Source organism: Paracoccaceae bacterium (genome assembly GCA_012103375.1).
Classification (GTDB): domain Bacteria; phylum Pseudomonadota; class Alphaproteobacteria; order Rhodobacterales; family Rhodobacteraceae; genus WLWX01.
The window spans coordinates 1,887,171-1,908,379 of record WLWX01000001.1 but is presented as its reverse complement, the minus strand read 5'-3'; the positions used below and the strand labels follow the sequence as shown (position 1 = coordinate 1,908,379).

The 21,209-nt window shown below is 61.1% G+C and carries 21 protein-coding genes and 2 pseudogenes; 20 read left to right on the top strand and 3 right to left on the bottom strand.

Going from position 1 to position 21,209, the window contains the following annotated elements; all coding sequences use genetic code 11:
- Positions 1 to 3: 3 nt before the first annotated feature.
- The 19 genes and pseudogenes from GKR99_09670 (at position 4) to GKR99_09580 (ending at position 16,882) form a co-directional block, all read left to right on the top strand.
- Complete coding sequence (locus tag GKR99_09670) at positions 4 to 1,026, top strand: ATP-binding cassette domain-containing protein (GenBank protein ID NKB27796.1); 1,023 nt, start codon at positions 4 to 6, stop codon at positions 1,024 to 1,026.
- On the top strand, positions 1,026 to 1,883 hold the full coding sequence (locus tag GKR99_09665) for an ABC transporter permease subunit (GenBank protein NKB27795.1): 858 nt from the start codon (positions 1,026 to 1,028) through the stop codon (positions 1,881 to 1,883). Before GKR99_09670 ends, GKR99_09665 begins: the two co-directional genes overlap by 1 nt.
- Positions 1,841 to 2,674 carry an ABC transporter permease subunit gene (locus tag GKR99_09660; GenBank protein NKB27794.1) on the top strand — a complete coding sequence of 278 codons (834 nt, stop codon included), beginning with the start codon at positions 1,841 to 1,843 and terminating at the stop codon, positions 2,672 to 2,674. The genes GKR99_09665 and GKR99_09660 overlap by 43 nt, the downstream gene beginning before the upstream one ends.
- A 12-nt stretch (positions 2,675 to 2,686) precedes the next feature.
- Positions 2,687 to 3,439: an SDR family oxidoreductase gene (locus GKR99_09655; GenBank protein ID NKB27793.1), complete on the top strand. Its 753-nt coding sequence runs from the start codon at positions 2,687 to 2,689 to the stop codon at positions 3,437 to 3,439.
- Positions 3,440 to 3,457: 18 nt separating this feature from the next.
- Positions 3,458 to 4,534, top strand: coding sequence for a hypothetical protein (locus GKR99_09650; protein NKB27792.1), 1,077 nt, complete (start codon positions 3,458 to 3,460; stop codon positions 4,532 to 4,534).
- A 98-nt stretch (positions 4,535 to 4,632) separates the two neighbouring features.
- Positions 4,633 to 4,968, top strand: a complete 336-nt coding sequence (locus GKR99_09645; GenBank protein NKB27791.1) for a GntR family transcriptional regulator — start codon at positions 4,633 to 4,635, stop codon at positions 4,966 to 4,968.
- 32 nt (positions 4,969 to 5,000) lie between these two features.
- Complete coding sequence (locus tag GKR99_09640; GenBank protein NKB27790.1) at positions 5,001 to 6,386, top strand: IS1182 family transposase; 1,386 nt, start codon at positions 5,001 to 5,003, stop codon at positions 6,384 to 6,386.
- Positions 6,387 to 6,405: 19 nt separating this feature from the next.
- The gene (locus tag GKR99_09635) at positions 6,406 to 6,936 is read left to right on the top strand and encodes a UTRA domain-containing protein (protein NKB27789.1); all 531 of its coding nucleotides are present in this window, start codon (positions 6,406 to 6,408) and stop codon (positions 6,934 to 6,936) included.
- A gap of 129 nt (positions 6,937 to 7,065) precedes the next feature.
- Complete coding sequence (locus GKR99_09630; GenBank protein NKB27788.1) at positions 7,066 to 7,758, top strand: putative N-acetylmannosamine-6-phosphate 2-epimerase; 693 nt, start codon at positions 7,066 to 7,068, stop codon at positions 7,756 to 7,758.
- Positions 7,755 to 8,600 (top strand): ROK family protein, encoded by an 846-nt coding sequence (locus GKR99_09625; protein NKB27787.1) that lies wholly within the window; start codon positions 7,755 to 7,757, stop codon positions 8,598 to 8,600. Before GKR99_09630 ends, GKR99_09625 begins: the two co-directional genes overlap by 4 nt.
- Before the next feature lie 12 nt (positions 8,601 to 8,612).
- Positions 8,613 to 9,914: an extracellular solute-binding protein gene (locus tag GKR99_09620; GenBank protein ID NKB27786.1), complete on the top strand. Its 1,302-nt coding sequence runs from the start codon at positions 8,613 to 8,615 to the stop codon at positions 9,912 to 9,914.
- A gap of 64 nt (positions 9,915 to 9,978) precedes the next feature.
- Complete coding sequence (locus GKR99_09615) at positions 9,979 to 10,845, top strand: ABC transporter permease subunit (protein ID NKB27785.1); 867 nt, start codon at positions 9,979 to 9,981, stop codon at positions 10,843 to 10,845.
- Positions 10,842 to 11,669, top strand: a complete 828-nt coding sequence (locus GKR99_09610) for an ABC transporter permease subunit (GenBank protein ID NKB27784.1) — start codon at positions 10,842 to 10,844, stop codon at positions 11,667 to 11,669. The genes GKR99_09615 and GKR99_09610 overlap by 4 nt, the downstream gene beginning before the upstream one ends.
- A 3-nt stretch (positions 11,670 to 11,672) precedes the next feature.
- On the top strand, positions 11,673 to 12,749 hold the full coding sequence (gene ugpC, locus GKR99_09605; protein NKB27783.1) for a sn-glycerol-3-phosphate ABC transporter ATP-binding protein UgpC: 1,077 nt from the start codon (positions 11,673 to 11,675) through the stop codon (positions 12,747 to 12,749).
- A gap of 232 nt (positions 12,750 to 12,981) precedes the next feature.
- Positions 12,982 to 13,749, top strand: a complete 768-nt coding sequence (locus GKR99_09600; GenBank protein NKB27782.1) for an SDR family oxidoreductase — start codon at positions 12,982 to 12,984, stop codon at positions 13,747 to 13,749.
- Positions 13,746 to 14,667, top strand: a pseudogene (locus GKR99_09595) (2-keto-3-deoxy-galactonokinase). The gene GKR99_09600 and the pseudogene GKR99_09595 overlap by 4 nt, the downstream one beginning before the upstream one ends.
- A gap of 10 nt (positions 14,668 to 14,677) precedes the next feature.
- Positions 14,678 to 15,277 carry a 2-dehydro-3-deoxy-6-phosphogalactonate aldolase gene (locus GKR99_09590; GenBank protein NKB27781.1) on the top strand — a complete coding sequence of 200 codons (600 nt, stop codon included), beginning with the start codon at positions 14,678 to 14,680 and terminating at the stop codon, positions 15,275 to 15,277.
- Positions 15,277 to 16,143 carry an SMP-30/gluconolactonase/LRE family protein gene (locus GKR99_09585; protein NKB27780.1) on the top strand — a complete coding sequence of 289 codons (867 nt, stop codon included), beginning with the start codon at positions 15,277 to 15,279 and terminating at the stop codon, positions 16,141 to 16,143. The genes GKR99_09590 and GKR99_09585 overlap by 1 nt, the downstream gene beginning before the upstream one ends.
- A gap of 127 nt (positions 16,144 to 16,270) precedes the next feature.
- On the top strand, positions 16,271 to 16,882 hold the full coding sequence (locus GKR99_09580; GenBank protein NKB27779.1) for a glutathione S-transferase: 612 nt from the start codon (positions 16,271 to 16,273) through the stop codon (positions 16,880 to 16,882).
- A 9-nt stretch (positions 16,883 to 16,891) separates the two neighbouring features.
- Here GKR99_09580 and GKR99_09575 read toward each other — a convergent pair whose 3' ends face one another.
- On the bottom strand, positions 16,892 to 17,635 hold the full coding sequence (locus GKR99_09575) for a TSUP family transporter (GenBank protein ID NKB27778.1): 744 nt from the start codon (positions 17,633 to 17,635) through the stop codon (positions 16,892 to 16,894).
- Positions 17,636 to 17,641: 6 nt separating this feature from the next.
- Complete coding sequence (locus GKR99_09570; protein NKB27777.1) at positions 17,642 to 18,712, bottom strand: AbrB family transcriptional regulator; 1,071 nt, start codon at positions 18,710 to 18,712, stop codon at positions 17,642 to 17,644.
- A gap of 60 nt (positions 18,713 to 18,772) precedes the next feature.
- Here GKR99_09570 and GKR99_09565 point away from each other — a divergent pair, with 60 nt between their 5' ends.
- Positions 18,773 to 20,035 carry an FAD-dependent oxidoreductase gene (locus GKR99_09565; GenBank protein ID NKB27776.1) on the top strand — a complete coding sequence of 421 codons (1,263 nt, stop codon included), beginning with the start codon at positions 18,773 to 18,775 and terminating at the stop codon, positions 20,033 to 20,035.
- A 176-nt stretch (positions 20,036 to 20,211) separates the two neighbouring features.
- On the opposite strand, the pseudogene GKR99_09560 reads toward GKR99_09565, so the two are convergent.
- Positions 20,212 to 21,168, bottom strand: a pseudogene (locus tag GKR99_09560) (cyclase family protein).
- Positions 21,169 to 21,209: the final 41 nt, after the last annotated feature.

The following is a 21,209-nucleotide window of genomic DNA, read 5'->3' as shown; positions in this document are numbered from 1 at the left end:
GCGATGGACCTGACCCTCGATCAGATCGGCAAGCGATACGGGAAGACCTGGGTGTTGGATCAGATTGATCTGACCATTCGCCAGGGCGAATTCTTCTCGCTTCTTGGCGGCAGCGGATCGGGCAAGACCACCTTGCTGAAACTGATCGCCGGGATCGAGGCACCGGACCGCGGGCACATCCACTTCGGCGGTCGCGATATTGCGGGCGATCCGATGGAACAGCGCCCGTTCAACACCGTGTTTCAGGGCTATGCGTTATTTCCGCATATGAACGTGTTCGACAATGTCGCGTTCGGATTGCGGGTGAAGGGGATCAGCGGCGATGCGCTGAAAAAAACCGTGACCGAGATGGTTGACCGGGTCGGTCTGGCGGATCGCCTGTCCGCCTTCCCGGCCCAGCTAAGCGGCGGTCAGCAACAGCGGGTTGCCGTGGCGCGCGTATTGGTTTGCGAACCCAGCGTCATTTTGCTGGACGAACCCTTATCGGCGCTCGACGCCTCATTGCGCGGCCAGATGCAGCGCTTCCTGAAAGAGCTGCATCGCGATCTGGGTCTGACCTTCATCTTTGTCACCCACGACCAGGACGAGGCGATCTCACTCTCTGATCGGATTTGCATCCTGAATAGGGGCAGGATTGAACAGGTGGACACGCCTGACGCGTTGTATCACGCGCCAAATACCCAATTCGTGGCGGAATTCATCGGGCTTAACAATCTGATCCGTGTCACTGGTCCGGGCCAGACCGAATTGGGGGCCGTGCCCATTCAGGCGAACGTGGGCTCGGTGCTGAGCATCCGCCCCGAGGCCATCAAGATCGGCCCGTCGGACCAGGCAATGCAAGTCAATGCAACCCTGATTGACCGACAATTTCATGGCGACAACACGATCATGATATTTCGAACCGAAACAGGGCACGAGATCACACTGCGCAGTGCAGGCACCGGCGCAGCGATTGCAATCACGGAAAACGTCAACCTAAGCCTGCCCTTTGATGCCTTTGCGGTCATCCCCGACGGGGCCGGCTGATGCCCGCAAACCTTCCCGAACAGCTGTGGAGAATTTCTATCTGGGCGCTGCTGCTTTGCGCTGTGCTGTTACCGATTGCCGCATTTCTGGTTTACGGGCTGTTTTCGGTTGAGGGCGGCAAGATCGTCTATGGCATGTCATTTGCCAATTATATCGAGGTTGTGAGCGACGCGGTCTATCGCAAGGTACTGGTCAAAACCGTGTTCATCGCCGCACAGGTTTCCGGCGTCTGTTTTGTTCTGGGCTATGTCGTCGCAATGTTTATCTGGCGGCGCGGTCCGTTCCTGAAATATCTGCTGATCTTCGCCATCGCGATCCCGCTGATGATGAGCTACGTGATCAAGATATACTCCATGCGCGGGCTATTGGGGCATACCGGATTCCTCAATCAATTCCTGATCTGGACCGGCGTAATCGACGCGCCGCTGTCGGTCTTTCTGTTCAACCTGACGTCGGTTCGCATGACGCTGGCCTTTGCGCTTGCACCGTTTTGCATCCTGACCACATTCGTCGGGCTTGAACGTATCTCGACCTCGACGATTGAGGCGGCGCGTGATCTGGGCGCATGCAGCGGCCGCATATTCTGGAAGATCATTCTGCCTCTTTCGCTGCCCTCGGCGATTGTCGGCGTCATGTTCACCTTCGTGCTGAGCGTCGGCGATTTCCTGGCCCCCGAACTGGTCGGAGGCGTCAACGGGCTTACCTACGGACGCCTGATATTCTCGCAATTCGGCATCGCCTATAACTGGCCGCTTGGCGCGGCCCTGTCATTGGTGCTGATGGGGATTTCCTTTGCCGTCATTGCACTGGCAGGATGGATCGGCAATCCGCGTTGGATGCGAAGGAATGCCCCATGAAACCTGCGCGCATCACGCTGAACTGCATCGCAGTTGCAACGATATTCATCTTCTATGCGCCGATCCTGATGGTGGTGCTGACCTCGTTCTTCACGGTACGTCGGGGCAAGGTCAATTGGTCAAGTTTTTCCTTCGACTGGTACGGCAAGCTGCTGTCCAACGAAGGGATCGGATTGGCCGTTCTAAGCTCTTTGAAGGTCGGGGCGATCTCGGTCGCGGTGTCCCTGGGGCTGGGCCTGCTGATCGCGGTCTATGTGACCCGTCAACGCACCCCCCGGTGGGAGGCTGGCGCGATTTCAACCCTTGTGTTCCTGCCGTTTCTGCTGCCGCCGATTGTCACCGGCATGTCCCTGTTGATCGCCATGAAAGAGGCCGGAATCGCCCGCGGCACCAATGCGGTGATCGTGGGTCATGTGGTTTTCATCCTGGCGATCGGGTTCCGCACACTTCAGGCGCGGCTGTCTGCGCTTGACCCCGCACTGGTCTGGGCCGCGCGGGATCTTGGCGCAGGGCCCTGGCATAGCTTCCGATCCGTCGTGCTGCCGCAACTGAAACTGCCCTTGGCCACATCCGCGATCATGTCCTTTGCGATTTCGTTCGATGAAACCATGATCACGCTGTTTTTGATCGGCGACGGTTTGACCCTGCCAATCCGGTTGTACGGGATGATGCGCTATGGCTTTACACCAGAGATATCGGCGCTGGTCACGCTTGTGCTGATCTTTACCGCGTTGCTGACCGCGCTGCTTGCGCTGTTTACACGCGGTCGCACCCAGGGAATTGCCGGATAGAAAGGGCGCGCGATGCAAAACAAAACCTACCTCGTCACCGGAGCGGCACGCGGCATTGGATTGGGCATCGCCCGGCATCTGATCGCGCAGGGGGCAACGGTTGCACTGGCGGATATCGACCTTGATGAATTGCAGGCGCTGGACGGGCTGGGTGCAGATAGCAGCATCCACCAATGCGATGTCTCCGTCGCTGAAGATTGCGCCAATCTGGTCTGCGATGTGTTGGGCGAACATGGCAAGCTCGACGGGTTGGTGAATAACGCCGCCATCGTCGATGTTTCGGCCTGGGACGAGTTGGACATCGCGCGTTATGAACAGGTCATTGCCACCAACCAATCCAGCGTTATGGTCATGTGCAAGGTGGCAACGCCTGCGTTGCGCGCCAGCAAGGGGGCGATTGTGAACATCGCCTCGATCATGGGCATGGTTGGGTCTGAAGAAACGGTGCCTTACTCGATGGCCAAGGGTGCCGTGCTGAACCTGACACGCTGCCTTGCCTGCGATCTTGGGTCCTACGGCGTCCGCGTGAACGCGGTGTCGCCCGGGTTCATCGACACGCGCATGGCGGTTCTGCCCGATGGCGGGCACGAGCATGAAACCGACTATTTCAAAACCGTGTACCTCAAGCACCGCAAGATCCCCCTGGGCCGCGCCGCCATGCCAGAGGAGATCGCCGGGCCTGTTGCGTTTCTGTTGTCGGATGCCGCCGCCTATGTAACGGGTACAAATCTGCCCGTGGATGGCGGGGTGACGGCGACGTTCTAGGGTTGGTCCGCCAAAGCCATGTTTCATCAGCTTCACAGCCCCTGCGCATCGGTCGCGCTGGATCTTCGTGTTGGTCATTTACGAGGTTTCGCCGCGCAGCATGACAACCGCAGGCTGACCCCGCTTTTTACCGCGCCCTGGGCAGATCAGGCGATCAGCCATGACCCGCCGGTGGAGCGGTGTTTGTCGGGCGATTTTTTCTGCGCGCCCTTTGCTGACAGCGATATTGAACCCGCACCGCTCCATGGGTGGTCGGCCAATAGCGCCTGGTCGCTGACAGAGGATATCAGCGAAGCGGAGGCGATCTTTGCGCTGAACCGTGAGATCCTGGGCGCCAGGCTTTTCAAACACCTGCGCTGTGCGCCCGATGCGCCGGTTCTGTATCAGCGTCATTGGTTCGTTGGCGGATCTGGCGCGATTCCGGTGGCGCATCACGTGGTGACCCATATGCGGGACGGCGGGCAAATCAGTCATTCCCCGAAACGGCTGGCGCTGACGCCCGACGCGGTGGTTGGCACGGACATGAATGCCTTGCAATATCCGGCACAGTCAGATGATCTGACCCGCTTTCCGGCTCTGACGGGCATCGCGGATCTGACACGTTTTCCGCTTTCACACTGCCACGATGATTTTGTTGCATTGATCGACGCCCAGACCCAGCAGATTGGCTGGACCGCTGTGTTGCGCAATGCCGAAGACGACATCCTGATCGTGCTGCGCGATGCGGCGGTATTGCCGACAACGATGCAATGGTTTGCCCATGGCTCGCTTCGTGATCCGCCGTGGGAAGGGCAGCAGGGGGTTTTGGGGATCGAGGACGGATGCAGCGGATTGCATAGCGGTCACCGGCGCAGCCTTGAACCCAGCCAGCTGACAGAGCTTGGGGTTCCCACGGCCCTCAACCTCGGGGCGGATCACGTCGTTGAAATCCGCCACGCAATAGTCGCGGTTGCACGACCGGACCAGTGGAATGCCATTGATCGAATTACGGTTCGGAACGGGGCGCTTAAAGTGACAGAGGCCGGTGGTAAACAGCTATGCCTGCCGTTTGACGACCAGTTCTTTGCGGATCAAAACACCTCGGGTTCCGCCTGAGGGGCCCTGCGACAGAATCCGCCTTCGACCCATCAGCCCACCAAACGCCTTGCATACCAGTTCAATCTTGAAGCATACCAGATGCAACGGGGGCGAACATGGCCAAGGCAGATCCGGCAATTGATTTCCTGATCGAGTATCTTGATCGCAAGGACAGCACATCGCCCTTGTATCAAAAACTGTCCGGTGCCCTGGCCGAGGCTGTGAACGTCGGCGTTCTGGGCACCAATGGTGTCCTGCCGAGTGAGCGGACGCTTGCAAGCCGTCTGAACGTCAGCCGGGTCACCGTTCGGCGCGCTCTGGATGACCTGGCCGCAAGCGGTCTGCTGAAACGACGGCAGGGCGCGCGCAGTTCCGTGACGCCTCGGGTCGAAAAGACGCTGTCTGCTAATTTTGTTGAAAAACTCCTGCTTGATCGAGGGCTATGGCGCTGATTCAATCCTCTCAACAAGCGGGAGGATCAGCCATGATGGGACCGAGGCAGGAAGCACAGGCGGCGCTGTTCTATGAGTTCTCGCTGGAAGACCATGTCCCGCAAGATCACCTGCTGCGATCGATTGATCGTTTCGTCGATCTGAGCAGCATCCGCGCCCATCTTGCCGATTTCTACAGCCACACCGGTCGTCCTTCGATCGATCCTGAACTGCTGATCCGGATGCTGATCGTCGGTTACTGCTTCGGCATCCGGTCCGAGCGGCGGCTCTGTGAAGAGGTACACTTGAACCTCGCGTACAGGTGGTTTTGTCGGCTCGACCTGGCCGATCGGGTGCCGGATCACTCGACCTTTTCAAAGAACCGGCATGGTCGGTTCCGCGAGAGTGAGCTGCTGCGCCATCTCTTCGAGACCACGGTCGCGCGATGCATCGCCGAAGGTCTCGTCAGCGGTCAGCGCCTGGCCGTCGATGCCAGCTTGATCGAGGCGGATGCCAACAAGCAGTACTCTGCGCCAAAGGAAGAATGGGACATTGCGCGGATCGATGCAGACGCTGCACCCCGCGCGGTCCGCGAGTATCTCGACACTCTGGATGAGGCCGCATTCGGAGCAGCGACACCGGTCGAGCCAAAGTTCACGTCCTATTCCGACCCAGCCAGCCAGTGGACGGCGGCGCGTAAGGGTCCCGCATTTTTTGCCTACTCCGACAACTATCTCATCGATACCGATCATGGTGTCATCGTCGACGTGGAAGCGACACGGTCGATCCGTCAAGCCGAGGTGGGGTCAACCAAGACGATGCTGAAGCGGGCCAAAGAGCGCTTCGATCTTCATCCCGAACGGCTGATCGCCGACACCGCCTACGGATCGGGACCCATGCTCGGATGGCTGGTGGGTGAAAAGATCGCACCGCACATCCCGGTCTTCGACAAAGCCGGGCGCACCGATGGCACCTGGTCCCGAGCTGACTTCGAATGGGATGCCGAGAACAATCAATACATCTGCCCGGAAGGCGAGGCTCTGAAGCAGTTCCGCCGAAACTACTCCGACCCCAATCGCGGCCCAACCGGCAAGGGCGTGGCCAAGTACCAAGCGCTGAAGCACACCTGCCAATCCTGTCCTTCCAAGCCGAAGTGCTGCCCGAATGCCGACGCCCGTAAGATCACCCGTGAGGAACATGAGGACGCTCGCGACATCGCCCGCGCAATCGCCAAAACGCCGCAATACAAGATCTCGGTGAAGCTCCGGAAGAAGGTCGAAATGCTCTTTGCCCACCTCAAGCGCATTCTCGGCCTGGGACGGCTCCGATTACGTGGACCATGCGGCGCAAATGACGAATTCCTGCTCGCCGCCACTGCCCAAAACCTTCGCAAACTGGCAAAGATCTTTCCTGCACCGCAGCAAACGCGCAAAGCCTGATCAGAAAGGCGCTCGCGCTATGTTCAAATCGCTACTTTCTGCGCCCGCAACACGTTGTTTTTCCACAGAATCGGCGATTACCGGCTTTTCGGAAGAACTGCGCGCCAGGGGGACCAAACCGGGGCAAAGGTGGCTGCTGCGTCAGGTGGCGCTGCCGACGCCCAGCGAGTCGTTGGCATTGGGTGTTCCCACGACAGATCAGATTGTCCGACTGGTGCGGATCAGGTTTGCTGACGACCTGCCCATCGCGATTGAGCGTGCGACAGTCCCCCAGGCATTTCTTCACAGCCATGAGTTGGTCAAGGACTCGCTTTACGAAGCATTGAGAAATGCCAGTTTCGCGCCCGCGCGTGGGGTCCAGCGGATTCGGGCCGGCGTGATGACCCGCGCCGAGGCTGATGCTTTGGACAGTGACGTCGGCCAGCCATTGCTGATCATCGAACGACGCTGCTTTCTGGCGGATGGGCGAACGGTGGAATTTACCGAAACGCGCTATCATGGTGAACGATATGACTTCGTTTCAGACCTCAGCACCGGGCAGTTGATCTAGGGCCAGGCGCTTGCCCTCCGACAAACTGCCATGGTGGGTCCTGCCCAAGCATCTTGGTCCATACCAGTTGGCTGAACATTGACTACTGGTATGTAAGTGGTGTTGTCTGACTGGCATGGGGGACGCCGTGTGCATCAGCTATTGAAACAACTCAGCGAAGGGCTTGTCGTTTCATGCCAGCCGGTTCCATCCGGCCCGCTGGATCAGCCGGACATCGTGGCGCGTTTTGCACTTGCCGCTTTGGCGGGTGGGGCGTGCGGGCTTCGCATCGAAGGGGCTGACAATCTGCGTGCCGTTCGCAAGGTCACGGATGTGCCGATCATCGGGCTGATAAAAAGTGACCGTCCTGATACCGCTGTGCGGATCACCTCGACCATCGAAGATGTGGACGCGCTGGCCCAGGCGGGCGCTGACATAATTGCCTTTGACGCGACCGACCGGGCGCGACCCGAACGGTGCGAGGTTCTGGCCAATACGGTTCACGGGCATGGAAAACTGGCGATGGCCGATTGCTCGACCAGCGAAGAAATGCGTAAGGCGGCGCAACTGGGCTGTGCGCTTCTTGGGACGACCATGTCCGGCTATGTTGATGCCCCGGCCCCGACCGAGCCTGATCTTGCGCTGGTGCGGTCTGCGGCCAGGCTTGGCAGGTTTGTTGTGGCGGAAGGACGCTATAACCGGCCCGACCTTGCAGCGCAGGCCATCGCTGCGGGCGCGGATGCTGTGGTTGTCGGTTCGGCCATCACGCGACCGGAACACATCACATCCTGGTTCGCGCGCGATATCCGCGCCGCGATGTCCCAGCGGAATGGCGACAAATGACAATCCTTGCCATTGACCTTGGTGGAACAAAAACGCTGGCGGCGCTGGCCGACGGCGGGCAGTTGCGCGACGTGCGTTCGTTCCCCACCCGTACCGGGGCAACGCCAGATCAGATGCTTGACGATATTCAGGGCCGCGTCGGTGATTGGCACGGGCGCTATGACGGAGTGGCCTTTGCGGTGACCGGCCACGTTGCAAGTGGGATTTGGTCGGCGCTGAACGACAAGACGCTGGATATTGATGGCAGGTATCCGCTGTCAGATCGCGTAGCGGACCGTTTCGGGCATGTTCCGGTTCTGGCAAATGACGCGCAGGCAGCCGCATACGGCGAATTCGCGTTCGGGGCCGACTTGGGATGGGATATGGTCTTCCTGACAATCTCGACCGGTGTCGGCGGCGGCATCATTGCGGACGGGCGCCTGTTAATTGGCGCATCTGGTCTTTCGGGGCATTTCGGACAAACGCGCGGCATTTCTGGCGAGCGTCTGGAAGACCGGATTTCCGGCAAAGCAATGGAACGCCAGGCGCGCGCGCTTGGCCACAATCTGACTGTCCCAGAGATCTTCGAACAGGCCAAAAACGGTGTGCCCTGGGCCGAGGGTATCTTTGATGCCTCAGCCAAGGGCGTCGCCGCACTTTGCGCAGATATCAAGCTTATCCTTGATCCCGCGCATATCGTGATCGGGGGCGGCATCGGGCTGGTGCCGATCTATCTGGATCGCGTGAAATCACATCTCAAAGGGTTGAGGCTGGAACTGCAGCCTGAACTTCGCCCTGCCGCGCTTGGTGCCAACGCGGGCGTTTCGGGCATTGCGGCACTGCACGATGCAACAAAAACTTAGGGAGCTATCATCATGAAACTGAATGCAAAATTACTGGGCGTCACAGCGCTGACATCCCTTCTTGCCGGGGCGGTGCATGCCGAAGTCACCGTTCTGGGCTGGCCCGGCGGCCCGGAAGAAACCGCATTGCGCGCGGCGGCGGAAATGTACAACGCCAGGGCAGACGTTGCTGACGAAGACAAGGTCGAGTTGCTGTTCACCTCTCGCGATGGGTTTTTTGACAAATTGCAGGTGGATCTGGCCGCCGGCAGCACCGCTTTTGACGCAAATTTGCTGGCGACCTATTCGATCGGGAAATACGCACCATTTCTGGAGCCAATTCCCCTTTCGGATGAGGCTGGCGCGGTGTTTGGCGACACAGTCCTGAAAACCATGCAGTTTGAGGGCGCCCAATACGGCGTGCCGACGGACCTGTCGCTCCACTTCCTTTATTATCGCACGGACCTGATCGAGGCTTTGCTTGCCGACGACGCGGCCAAGGCAAAATACTCCGAGATCGCGCAAGAGCATCTGGGCGAAGCGCTGGCGCCCAAGTCACCGGAAGACTGGACCTGGCAGGATTTTGTGGCCAATGCGCTGTATTTCTCGCAATCGGTGAATCCCGACAGCCCGACGCGCTATGGGACGGTGATTCAAGCCAAGAACCTGTTGTTCAACATGATGGTCTTTCATTCATGGCCGCGCAGCTATGGTGCGGATTGGATGGACGCCGATGGCAACATCACCGTGGATAGCGAGGCGTACAGAACCGCACTGTCGATGGCCAACAAACTGTTCGAACTGGGCGCAACACCCCCTGATTCCACCTCGTATGAATACGCAGAAGCCAACGCGGCCTATTCTTCGGGCCAGGTCGCTGCGATGGTGCAATGGAACGCCGCAGCAAATGATCTGATCGGCGCGCAGCCCGATACGGGAACTTTTGCACCGCCATCGGGCCCCGAGGGTCGGTTCACCCATATTCACGGGCTGGGCCTGGGCCTGAATGCGGCCGCGACCAACAAAGACGGTGCAATCGCGTTCCTGCAGTGGATGTCGACTGAAGAGGCCGCCATCGCCTATGCCAAGGCTGGTGGTGCACCGGGTTTGGCAGGCGCCACTGCGGCGAAGCTTGCCGATGATCGTCCCGATCTGGTGCAATCGGGCGAATACGCCTCGACCTATGGGTTTGTGATGAACGGCGGAACCTCGGCCAATGCGCTGTCCGTCTATGAAGCACAGGCCAAAGAGTTCACGGGCTTCTGGGCCGGGACGCAAGACCTCGACACGGCGCTGGGTAACACAACAGACGCGATGACCGAGCTTTTGAAGTAAACACTATCCGGAACGCGGCGGCTGATAAGATTGCCGCGTTCCATTCTGATTAGGGCACGCGGGCATGGTGAAAAAATACAAGCTTGAAAACGCCGTGCTGGCCAGCCCGACGACCCTGTTTCTTTTGGCGATCCTTGGCTTTCCGGTCATCCTGAGCCTGATTTACGGCTTTTCCGAAACCAGCTTCGAAACACTCAGATCGCCCGAGTTTTCGGGTTTGCAGAATTTTCGCGACGTGACCGCCGACAAGACCTTTTGGCAGGCGGCCTGGTTTTCATTGCGCTTCGGCACGATCACGGCAGTTCTGGAATGCGCGCTTGGGCTGGCGCTGGCCGTCTATCTTGCGCCGTTAATCCAGAAACATTCGTGGATTGTCGCGATCCTTATCATTCCGATGATTGTCGCCCCTGCGATGATGGGGCTGATGTATCGGTTGATCCTGAACGAATTCGCCGGGCCTATCCCCTATTACCTTTACAGCTGGCTTGGCTCCTCTCCCGCATTTCTGAGCCCGAAGAATGTGTTCACCACCGTGATCCTTGCAGAAACACTGCAATGGACACCTTTCGCCTTCTTGCTGTTTCTGACCGCCTATCAATCCATTCCCCAGGAAATGCGCGAGGCCGCGACCGTTGATGGCACAAGGCCTTGGCGGTTGTTCTGGAAGATCGAATTCCCGCTGATGCTGCCGACGTTGTTCGTGGCGGTATTCATCCGCTTCATCGACGGGTTCCGGGTGTTTGATAATATCTATACCCTTGTCGGTTCTGGGCCGGGCGGGTCCACGACGTCAATGTCGATTTATATATTCGAGACGTTTTTGCGCCGCGGAGAGATTGGCAAGTCAATGGCCGCGGCAATCCTGTTGTTCGCCTCTGCCTTTGTCGTTCTGTCAGTCGCCCAGTGGCTACTGCGGAGGGCATCACGATGAAGCGCCGCATGGGTCCGCGATGGATCGTTTTCATAATTGCCGCATTCGTCATGAACTTTCCGGTGATCGCGACATTTGCAACGGCCTTCAAAGGCCCCAGAGAGGTTAATCGCAACCCGTCGCTTTGGATCGAGGCACCGACACTGGAAAACTTCGCGACGGTGTTGACCATCAGTGATCGCCTGAACGTGTACGACTATCTGTGGAATTCGCTGGTGGCGGCGTTGATCGGGGCGATTCTGCCGATGATCGTTGCATTTCCGCTGGCCTGGCCGATGGTCCGGCGCGGTTATGGCCGCAGCATCCTGTTCCCGGCCATCGTGAACCTGCGTGCGCTGCCGTTGATCATCTTCGCGATCCCGATCTATCTAATGTACGCGGCTATCGGCCTGCTTGATACGCAATTGGGTTTGGGTCTGATCCTTGCGATCGTGAATCTGCCTTTGACGCTGATGTTGCTGGTCAATGCGATCGCCGATTTGCCCCTTGAACTGGAAGAGGCCGCGCGCATGGATGGCGCACGCACCGGGCGGCGGCTGCTTCGTGTCGTTCTGCCACTGTGCCGGCCCGCACTGATCACCACATTTGTGTTTGGCTTCATCACCGCCTGGAATGAATTCCTGTTTGGTTTGATGCTGACCACCAGCGATGCGGTGCCAATGACCGTTGGCGCGTCCTTCTTTTTCGCAACCTCCGGCGGCGGTGTTCAATGGGGGGTCGCGGCGGCTGTGATGGTCATCGCCGCGCTGCCGCCGCTTCTTCTGGGTCTGATCATGTATCGACGGATTACCGGCTCGATGGTGGCAGGGGCCGTAAAAGGGTAAATCATGTCTGAAATTCAGATCAGGAATCTAAGCAAATCTTTTGGCGATGTTCAGGTCATTCATGACGTCTCGCTGACGATTGCAGAACAGGAATTCTGCATTTTCGTCGGGCCGTCCGGGTGCGGGAAATCAACGCTGCTGCGCCTGATCGCCGGGCTGGAGGATGCAACATCCGGGCAGATTTCGATCGGTGGGCGGGACGTCACAAACCTGGAACCCTATGATCGCCAACTGGCGATGGTGTTCCAAAGCTACGCGCTTTACCCGCATATGAACGTGCGCGACAACATCGCCTTTGCATTGCGCACAGCGAAGATGCCCGAACCCCGGATTGCCCAAAAAATTGCCGATGCTGCGCGCATTCTTCAGCTTGGCGACTATCTTGATCGCAAGCCCTCCGCATTGTCCGGCGGTCAGCGCCAGCGGGTCGCAATCGGGCGCGCCATTGTCCGCGAACCGCTTGCGTTTCTGTTTGATGAACCGCTGTCAAACCTCGATGCGGCCCTGCGCGCCGAAACCCGCGTCGAAATTGCCGCGCTGCACCGTTCGCTGAATGCTACAACCATTTACGTCACCCATGACCAGATCGAAGCCATGACACTGGCCGACCGTATCGTTGTTCTGAAAGACGGCCGGATCATGCAGACCGGATCGCCAACCGAGTTATACAATCACCCGGCAAATGTTTTTGTCGCTCAGTTCCTCGGTTCGCCCAAAATGAATATCATGCAGGCGGACCTGACCCAGACCGGTATCAAGCCGCCCGGACACAAAGAAATCCCGGTGCAAGAATTCGCTGCCCCGCAAGCAATTCAACTGGGTATCCGCCCCGAATGCATTTCGCTGGCTGAACCTGAGGAGGCTCAGCTGTCCGGTCGCGTCACGCTGAACGAATTTCACGGCGGATCGCGCACAGTGATTGCCGATATCGGGGCAAATACCTCCGTGACATTGCAGATCCCCGCAAGCCAGTCGCCCCAATTGGGTGAGGTTATCGGAATGACGTGCAAGCCTGATGACTTCCACGTGTTCAACCAAAACGGGGACAGGTTGCAGCCGGATGACAAGGGCCAGCCCTGACGCAGGGGTCACTCCGGCAACCAGACCTGCCCCAGCGATTTCGCGCCACACCAACGCGACCAGGCCTCCCCCCGGTCAACGGTACGCGTCGCGGGTCGCTGCCTACTGGCATTGCAACACAAAGCGCTGTTAGTGTCGGACCTGGCGCAGGGGTTGGCCCTGCCCGTCGCCCGGCCTGCACCGACTTGCAAGAACGGGGACCGCAACACATGGCAACCGAAGGCCCCACAACATGAGTGACGCGATTTTCCCCGACTTGCGCGATGCATCGGTCTTCATCACCGGCGGCGGATCCGGCATCGGCGCCGCCCTGACAGAAGGGTTCCTGCGCCAGGGCGCGCGGGTGGCCTTTGTCCAACGCTCGGACGCCAGCGCGTTCTGTGACGAGATGGAGCAGAAAACCGGCATCCGCCCGCTGTTCATCCCCTGCGACATCACCGATACCGAGGCTTTGACAGCCGCCATCGACACCGCCGCCAAGGCCCATGGGCCGGTCACCCGGCTGGTCAACAACGCCGCGAATGACAAACGCATCGCGGTCGAGGAGATCGACAGCGATTTCTGGGATTGGTCGATGGCGATCAACCTCAAGGCTTATTTCTTCGCCTGCCAGGCAGTGATCGCAGGTATGCGCGCCGCCGGGGGCGGGGCGATCGTGAACTTTAGCTCGATCAGCTACATGATGGGCAATGAAGGCTATGCCACATACACCACCGCCAACGCCGGGATCACCGGCATGACACGCAGCCTTGCGCGCGAACTTGGGCCAGACAAGATCAGGGTCAACGCCCTGATGCCCGGCTGGGTACTGACGCAAAAGCAAATGGATCAATGGGCCACGCCAGAAGCCTTGAAAACGCACCTGAAAAAGCAATGCCTGAAAGAACACCTGAGTGAGGCCGACATCGTCGGCGGCACCCTGTTCCTGGCCTCGGACACGGCGCGGATGATGACCGGGCAGGCCATGGTGATCGACGGCGGCGTGGTGACAACGGGATGAGTACGGGCAACCCCATTCGGGCCGATTGGATCGCCGTTGACTGGGGCACCTCGAACCTCAGGGCCTGGGCGATGGACGCGAATGACGGTGTATTGGCCGAAGCGGGATCGGATCGTGGCATGTCCGCGCTAGCCCCGGCGGACTATGAAACCGTATTGCTTGACATGATCGGGGGCTGGCTGGGCGATGGCGTCACCGAGGTGTATGTCGCAGGCATGGCAGGCGCGCGCCAGGGCTGGGCCTAGGCGCCATATGCCGCCGTCCCCTGCGCCCCTGTCGGCCACCCCACCGTCACGCCGCCCACCGGCGACCCCCGGTTGGCCCTGCGCATCGTCCCCGGACTATGCCAGCCAACCCCCGCAGATGTGATGCGCGGCGAAGAGGTTCAGATCGCCGGATACCTTGCCAGCAACCCGGATTTCGACGGCGTCATCTGCCTGCCCGGCACCCATTCAAAATGGGTCGAGGTCAGCGCCGGAGAGGTTGTCAGTTTCCGAACCTTCCTGACCGGAGAGCTGTTTTCGCTGCTTTCCAACAACAGCGTACTGCGCCATTCGATTGGCACCGGCTGGGATGCGTCCGCGTTCGAAGCCGCCGTGTCCGAAGCCCAGAGCCACCCTGAAAGCTTGGCCCGGTCCCTGTTCGGCCTGCGCGCCGAAAGCCTGCTGGCCGACCTGCCGCCCGACACCGCGCGCGCGCCTGTCCGGCACGCTGATCGGGGCCGAACTGGCCGCCGCGCGACCCTATTGGCTGGGCCGTCCGGTGGCCTTGATCGGGGCGGCCAAGCTGGCCGATGTCTATACCGCCGCGCTGCGCCTGCAGGGGCTTGACCCTGCGCGCGCCGATGTCGCCGAGATGACGCGCCGTGGCCTGAGCGCTGCGCGCACCCCCGCCACCCCCACACCGACGCTGCACTGAAAGGACTGATATGAGCCGCCCCCTGATCGCCATCCTGCGTGGCATCACCCCGCCCGAAGCGACGCCCGTCGCCGCCGCGCTGATCGAGGCCGGCATCACCCGGATCGAAGTTCCGCTGAACTCACCCGATCCGTTCGACAGCATCTCGGCGATGGCACGGGCCTATGGCGATGACGCGCTGATCGGTGCCGGGACCGTTCTGACGCCGGGTGCGGTGGCTCACGTGGCGGATGCTGGCGGCAAGCTGATCGTTTCGCCCGATTGCAATCCCGAAGTGATCCGCGCGACCAAGTCGCTTGGTCTGCAAAGCTTCCCCGGCGTGCTGACCCCGACCGAGTGTTTCGCCGCCCTGGCCGCCGGGGCGGATGGTCTGAAAGTGTTTCCGGCCTTCAAACTGGGGCAAGACGGGCTGAAGGCGATCCGCACGGTGCTGCCACCAGCCACCGAAGTGTACATGGTCGGCGGCGTCGGGCCTGCCGGTTTCGCGGACTGGGTGGCTGCCGGTGCCTCGGGCTTTGGACTGGGATCGTCGCTCTATGCGCCCGGCGACAGCGCCGAGATCGTCAGCGCGCGCGCCAGCGAAACCGTCGCCGCCTGGGATGCAATCTGATGGGCGGCGCGACACTTTGGGATGCGCGTGCCTGCACCCTGGGCGAAGGGCCGCTGTGGCATCCGACCCGCAAGCAGTTGTTCTGGTTCGATATATTGGGGCAAAAACTCCTCAGCCGGGATGGCGACACGCCGCTGGAATGGGAATTCGACGAAATCGTCTCGGCCGCAGGATGGGTCAGCGACGACCAGTTGCTGATCGCCAGTGAGTCCAGCCTATCCCTGTTCAATCTTGGCAACGGCACGCGGCAGGTTGTCGCCCCGTTAGAGGCCGACAACCCCAAGACGCGAAGCAATGACGGGCGCGCCGACCCTTGGGGCGGCTTCTGGATCAGCACGATGAGCAAGACAGGCGCGCCGGCTGCGGGTGCGATCTATCGCTATTATCGTGGTGAACTGCGCGCGTTGCACACCGGCATCAGTGTACCGAATGCCATCTGCTTTTCGCCCGACCGCCGCTATGCCTATTTCGCTGACACACTCAGCGGGCAAATCATGCGTCAACCGCTGGCCGAAACAGACGGCTGGCCCAGCGCCCCGCCCGAGGTCTGGCTGGATCTGACCGGCGAAAGGCTGCTTCCAGACGGCGCGGTCACTGACGCAGCGGGCAACCTGTGGAACGCGCAATGGGGCGCATCGCGGGTGGCGCAGTACAGCCCCGAAGGCGTGTTCCTGCAAGCCGTTGCTGTGCCCGCGGCGCACAGCTCCTGCCCCGCATTCGGCGGTGCCGACCTGACAACACTGTTTTGCACATCAGCGCAGGAACACCTGTCGCCGGCCGAAATCGCCGACAACCCCTGCCACGGCCAAACCTTCGTGGCATCGGGATACGGGCCGGGCCTGGCCGAACCGCAAGTCCGCCTTTGATCGGTCGTTGGTTCGCACAGACCCAGGATCCATCGGGGACCACGCAAAAGGCGAACCGCCATGACCCGCCGGACCTGACACTGGCCCGGCGATGTGGTATTTTCCGCGGCCATCGAAAGGGACGCCCATGAAACTCTACTACGCCAAAGGCACCGCTGCCCTGCCCGTCCATATCGCGCTTGAAGAGACCGGTGCGGCCTATGACACACAGGTGCTGGATTTCGCAAAAGGCGAACAGCAAAGCGCGGCGTATCTGGCGATAAACCCGAAAGGCCGGGTTCCGGCGCTGGCGGTCGAAGACGGTATTCTGACCGAGGCTTTGGCGATCCTTGGCTACATCGCGCAAAGCTTCCCGAATGCGGCGCTGGCCCCGACGGACCCGTTCGGATTTGCCCGCGCGATGGCATTCAACGGCTATCTTGCTTCGACCGTTCATGTGGCGCATGCCCATAAACGCAGGGGCGCGCGATGGGCCGACGATGCCGCGACCCATGACGCGATGCGCGCCAAAGTGGCGCAAAACATGACCGATTGCGCCCGCGTGATCGAAGCGCATTACCTCGACGGGCCCTGGGTATTGGGCGACAGCTATTCGATCTGCGATCCCTATCTGTTCACGATCACGCGCTGGATGCCTGCCGATGGCGTCGACATGAGCGAATTTTCGCGCCTGACGGCCCACACCGAAGCGATGATGCAGCGCCCTGCCGTGCAACGGGTCGTGGCTTTGCACAGCTGACCGCCCGGGTCAGAACCACGCGCGGCGGATCAGGTTCAGGCCGAAGAACAGGAACACCAGCAGCATCACCATGCGGAACCGCGCCGGGCTGAGGCGGTTGCGCAGCCGTTCTCCGACGGTGAACCCGGCAAGCCCCGGCAGGATCATTGCCGCCGACAGAAGGGCCAGCCACCCGCCAAGCAGCCCCTGCGCAACATAGCCCGCCGCCAGCGGCAGGCTGCCCAGAAAGATCAGCAAGCCCGACGCGCGCACGAATTCCGCTTTGTCGACCTGTCGCGCCGTCAGATAGATCGCCAGCGGCGGCACCCAAACCGCCGTCAACCCGCCCATGACGCCCGCGACCAGCCCGGCCAGTACCTGCGCCCGTCGGTCCAGGCGATCCGGCAGACGCGGCAGCGACAGTGACAGGTTGGCGGCCACGAAGATCAGGATCGCGATCCCGGTCAGGCCCATCAACGCCCGGTTGGACACCTGCGCCGACAGGACCGAGGTCAGCGCCACTCCGATCATCAGGACGGTGATGAACGGCGCATAACGGCGCAGCGCGGCCAGGGTATCCCCGGACCGCCAGACCTGCCAGGCGTTCAGCGTGATCATCGGCATCAGGACGATCGCAATCGCACTTCTGGGGTCCAGCGTCAGCGTCATCAACCCGATGGCAGTTGTCGGCAGCCCCATTCCGACGACACCCTTGACCGTGCCAGCCAGCAAAAACGCGACTGTGACAAAGATCAACAGGGTGATCACATCCATCGACGTCTACCTCTGCCAGCGCGCGACCAGCGGCGCACCAATGATGACGATGACAATCCGCGCGATGTGATGCGTGACCACATAGGCGACATCCGCGCCCGCAACGATGGCCAGCAGCGCCATCTCGGCCTGGCCACCCGGGGACAGGGCCAGAATGATCTCGGCCAGCGGTGCGACGCCCAGACCATAGGCGACAGCGATGAACCCCGCCGACAAGCCCGCCAGAAGCACACAATAGCCCAGCGCGGCGGCGACAACGCGCCGGACCTCGGACCAGGTGATGCCGGAATAATGCGTGCCAACGGCCAGCCCGATGAAGAATTGCGCGACGACGATGGCCTCGGCGGGTGGGCGGTGGTGCAGCACACCAAGCAGGCTGGCCGCCGCGGTGACGATCAGCGGCCCAAGAATGGTTGCGCCGTACAAGCCGACCGCCTGGGCCAGTTTCCACCCGCCAATTGCCAGAACCACCATCAGCGCAAGTTCGCCAAGCGGCAGATCGCGGGCCGGAACACCCGGCGCGCCAGTCAAATCCAGACCCAGCCACAGTGCAAGTATCGGCGGCAGAACAGACACCACGATCAGCACCCGGGTGGCGTGGATCAGGCTCATGATGCGTGCCGAGCCTCCGGCCTCTTCCCCGAAGATCAGCATATCCTGCAAGCCACCCGGCATCGCGCCGTAAAAGCTGGTGGCCGGATCAAAGCGCCAGAGGTGTCGGAAATACGGATATCCGACCGCGCCGATCAAGACAATGAAAGGCGGGACCAGCGCAATGGACAGCGCCCAACCACCAAGTTGTCCCAGGACCGCCGGGGTGATTGAGGCACCGACCGCGACGCCAAGAATGGTGCGCACTGGCACGCTGATGACCGGCAATCCGGCCAGCGGCACCCCGATCAACGCCGCCGCAAGGCAGCCGAACATCGAGCCAAGCAACCACGGCAGCGGGATGCCCAACACCAGGAACAGCGCAACACCTGCCGCGGCTGCGCAGAAGGCATAAAGGGTGGCGATGCGCGGCACGGGGCCTCCGACCGATGGGGCAGCCCGGATCTGGCTGGTCGCGGTCAACATGTGGCCCCGGCGCGAAATGGTCCAGCGAAATGCGCGCATGACCTTGCCTGCGTCTGACCAATGGTCACTATGGCCCGGCCGGGTGCAGCTGTGCCGGGCAAGGGGGCGCGGCATTTCAACAAAGGGGTGGCCATGGGCGGACACGCATTGATCGCGGGCGGATCAATCGGCGGATTGTTCGCGGCAACGGCCCTGCAGGCGCAGGGCTGGTCGGTCGAGGTCTTTGAACGCTCGGACGTCGAGCTTGCCGGGCGCGGGGCGGGGATTGTCACCCATCCTGAGCTGATTGCCGCGTTGCAATCGGTCGGCGCCCCGGTCGAGAGGCTGGGTGTCGAGGTGACCGAACGGGTCGCCTTTGATCTGAACGGCGATCGCGTGGCGGAAATGCCATACCACCAGATCGTCACTTCGTGGACGCGGCTGCACCAGTTGCTGCGCGCGCTGGTTCCGGATGGGGCCTATCATCTGGGCCGGCATGCGCTGAGTTATGAACACGATGGCGACGGTGTGCGGCTGTCCTTTGCCGATGGAACCACGGCGCGGGGCGATTTGCTGGTTGGTGCGGATGGGTTTCGCAGCTCGGTCCGCGCGCAGATGCTGCCCGAGGTTCAGCCCACCTATGCCGGTTACGTCGTCTGGCGTGCGCTTGCGAAAGAAACCGATCTGTCGCCGGGCGTGCATCAGCGCATCTTCGCGCCCTTCGGGTTCTTCCTGCCCCGCGACACCCAGATCATCGGCTATCCCATCGCCGGGCCGGGCAATGATCTGCGCCCCGGCCACCGGCAATATAATTTCGTCTGGTACTCGGCGGCACCCAAGGCGGCGCTGGACGACATGCTGACCGACACCGCCGGGCATCGTCACGCCATATCCATTCCGCCGCCACTGGTGCGCAAACAGGTGCTGGAGGCGATGATGGAGGACGCGCGCGCCCGGCTGTCAGCGCCCTTTGTCGATGTACTGGCACGTGGCGAGCGGCCGTTTTTCACGCCGATCTACGATCATCACTCTCCGGTCATGGCTGCGGGTCGGGCCGCCCTTGTCGGGGATGCGGCCTGTGTCGCCCGCCCGCATGTGGGTATGGGCGTGACCAAGGCAGCGCTTGATGCGCTGACATTGGCGCGGTGCCTGTCCGAGGGCGACGTGCCCCCGGCCCTGCAGGCCTATTCCGAAGAACGGGTTCCGGCGGCGCGCGCGGCCTATGACCGCGCGCAGCATCTGGGCCGTTTGATATTCGAGGCTGGCGGCGCAGAGCTGAACCGCGATGGGAGGCGTCACCCGGATATGGAACAGATCATGCGTGATACGGCTGTGGCGATCTGAACGCGCGCGGGCTGTCGGATATTAAATCCGCCGGTTCCTGGCCGGGGGCGGTGGCTGCGCGTCCTGTGTTGCGGATGCGGCAACGTGGCATGCACGCAGCGCTGCGGCCACGGCGCACGCGCTGAAACCTGCCTCCGGCAGGGATATTTTGGACGAGAAGACGCCGGAGCGGTGCGTTACTTGATCGCCTGCGGATTGATCGGTGATCCGGCAGCGCCGGGGATGTGCAGCGGCGGGGCGGTGAAGAAGAACTCGTAAACGCCGTCGTCGGCGCAGTCTTCTGCGAGGTCTTTGAGGTAAAAGATCTCTCCCATCGAGACACCAATGGCCGGGATGACGACCCAGTGCCAAGGCTGGTTCGCCTCGTCGGTTTCGTTGGGCCTGACCTCACACCCCCAGGTGTCGGCGCAAATCGCGGCGATGTCGTTGTTCTTGATTCAATGCGCCGTTTCGAACGCCAGGCCCGGTGCGTCGCCACCCGCGTAGCCTGTCCAGTCTTCGGCGGCCAGGCAGCGTTCCTGATGCCCGGTGCGGACGATCACGAAATCGCCCTTGCGGACCTCGACCCCCTGCGCCGCCGCGCAGTCGTCCAGATCGGCGTTGTTGATGGGATAGCCGTCATCGAGGCTATCGACGCCCTTCCAACGGGCAACATCCAACAGCACACCGCGCCCGACCATCTTGTCGCGCACATTCTCGATCCCCAGCCGCTTGGCGCCGTTCACCGTCACATCCGTCGCCCGATAGCCATTGTACATCTTGTCATCGAGGAAGATGTGGCAAAGCGCGTCCCATTGGGTGGACCCCTGGCAGGGCAGGTTGATCGCATCGTCGGCGTAACGCAGATAGGCCTGACCGTCGCCGTCCTGTTCGCCGGTCACAGCATCCGTCCCGGTCGCAAGCATCTGGTGGATCAGATTCCAGCGCCCGCCGAACAGGCCGGACTGGATTTTCTCTTTCAGGTCCAGGCCCAGGGCGAATGTCTTGCCTTTCTTGATCAGCTTTCCGGCGTTCACAATATCTTCGGGGCTGATGTTGTTCAGCGTACCCAATTGATCGTCATCACCCCAGCGGCCCCAGTTCGATAACGCCTTGGCGGTGTCGTAGATGTCCTGTCGCGTCAGTTTTGCCATGTTCCATCCCCCGGGATTTGCCGCTAATTTATCGAGTGAAA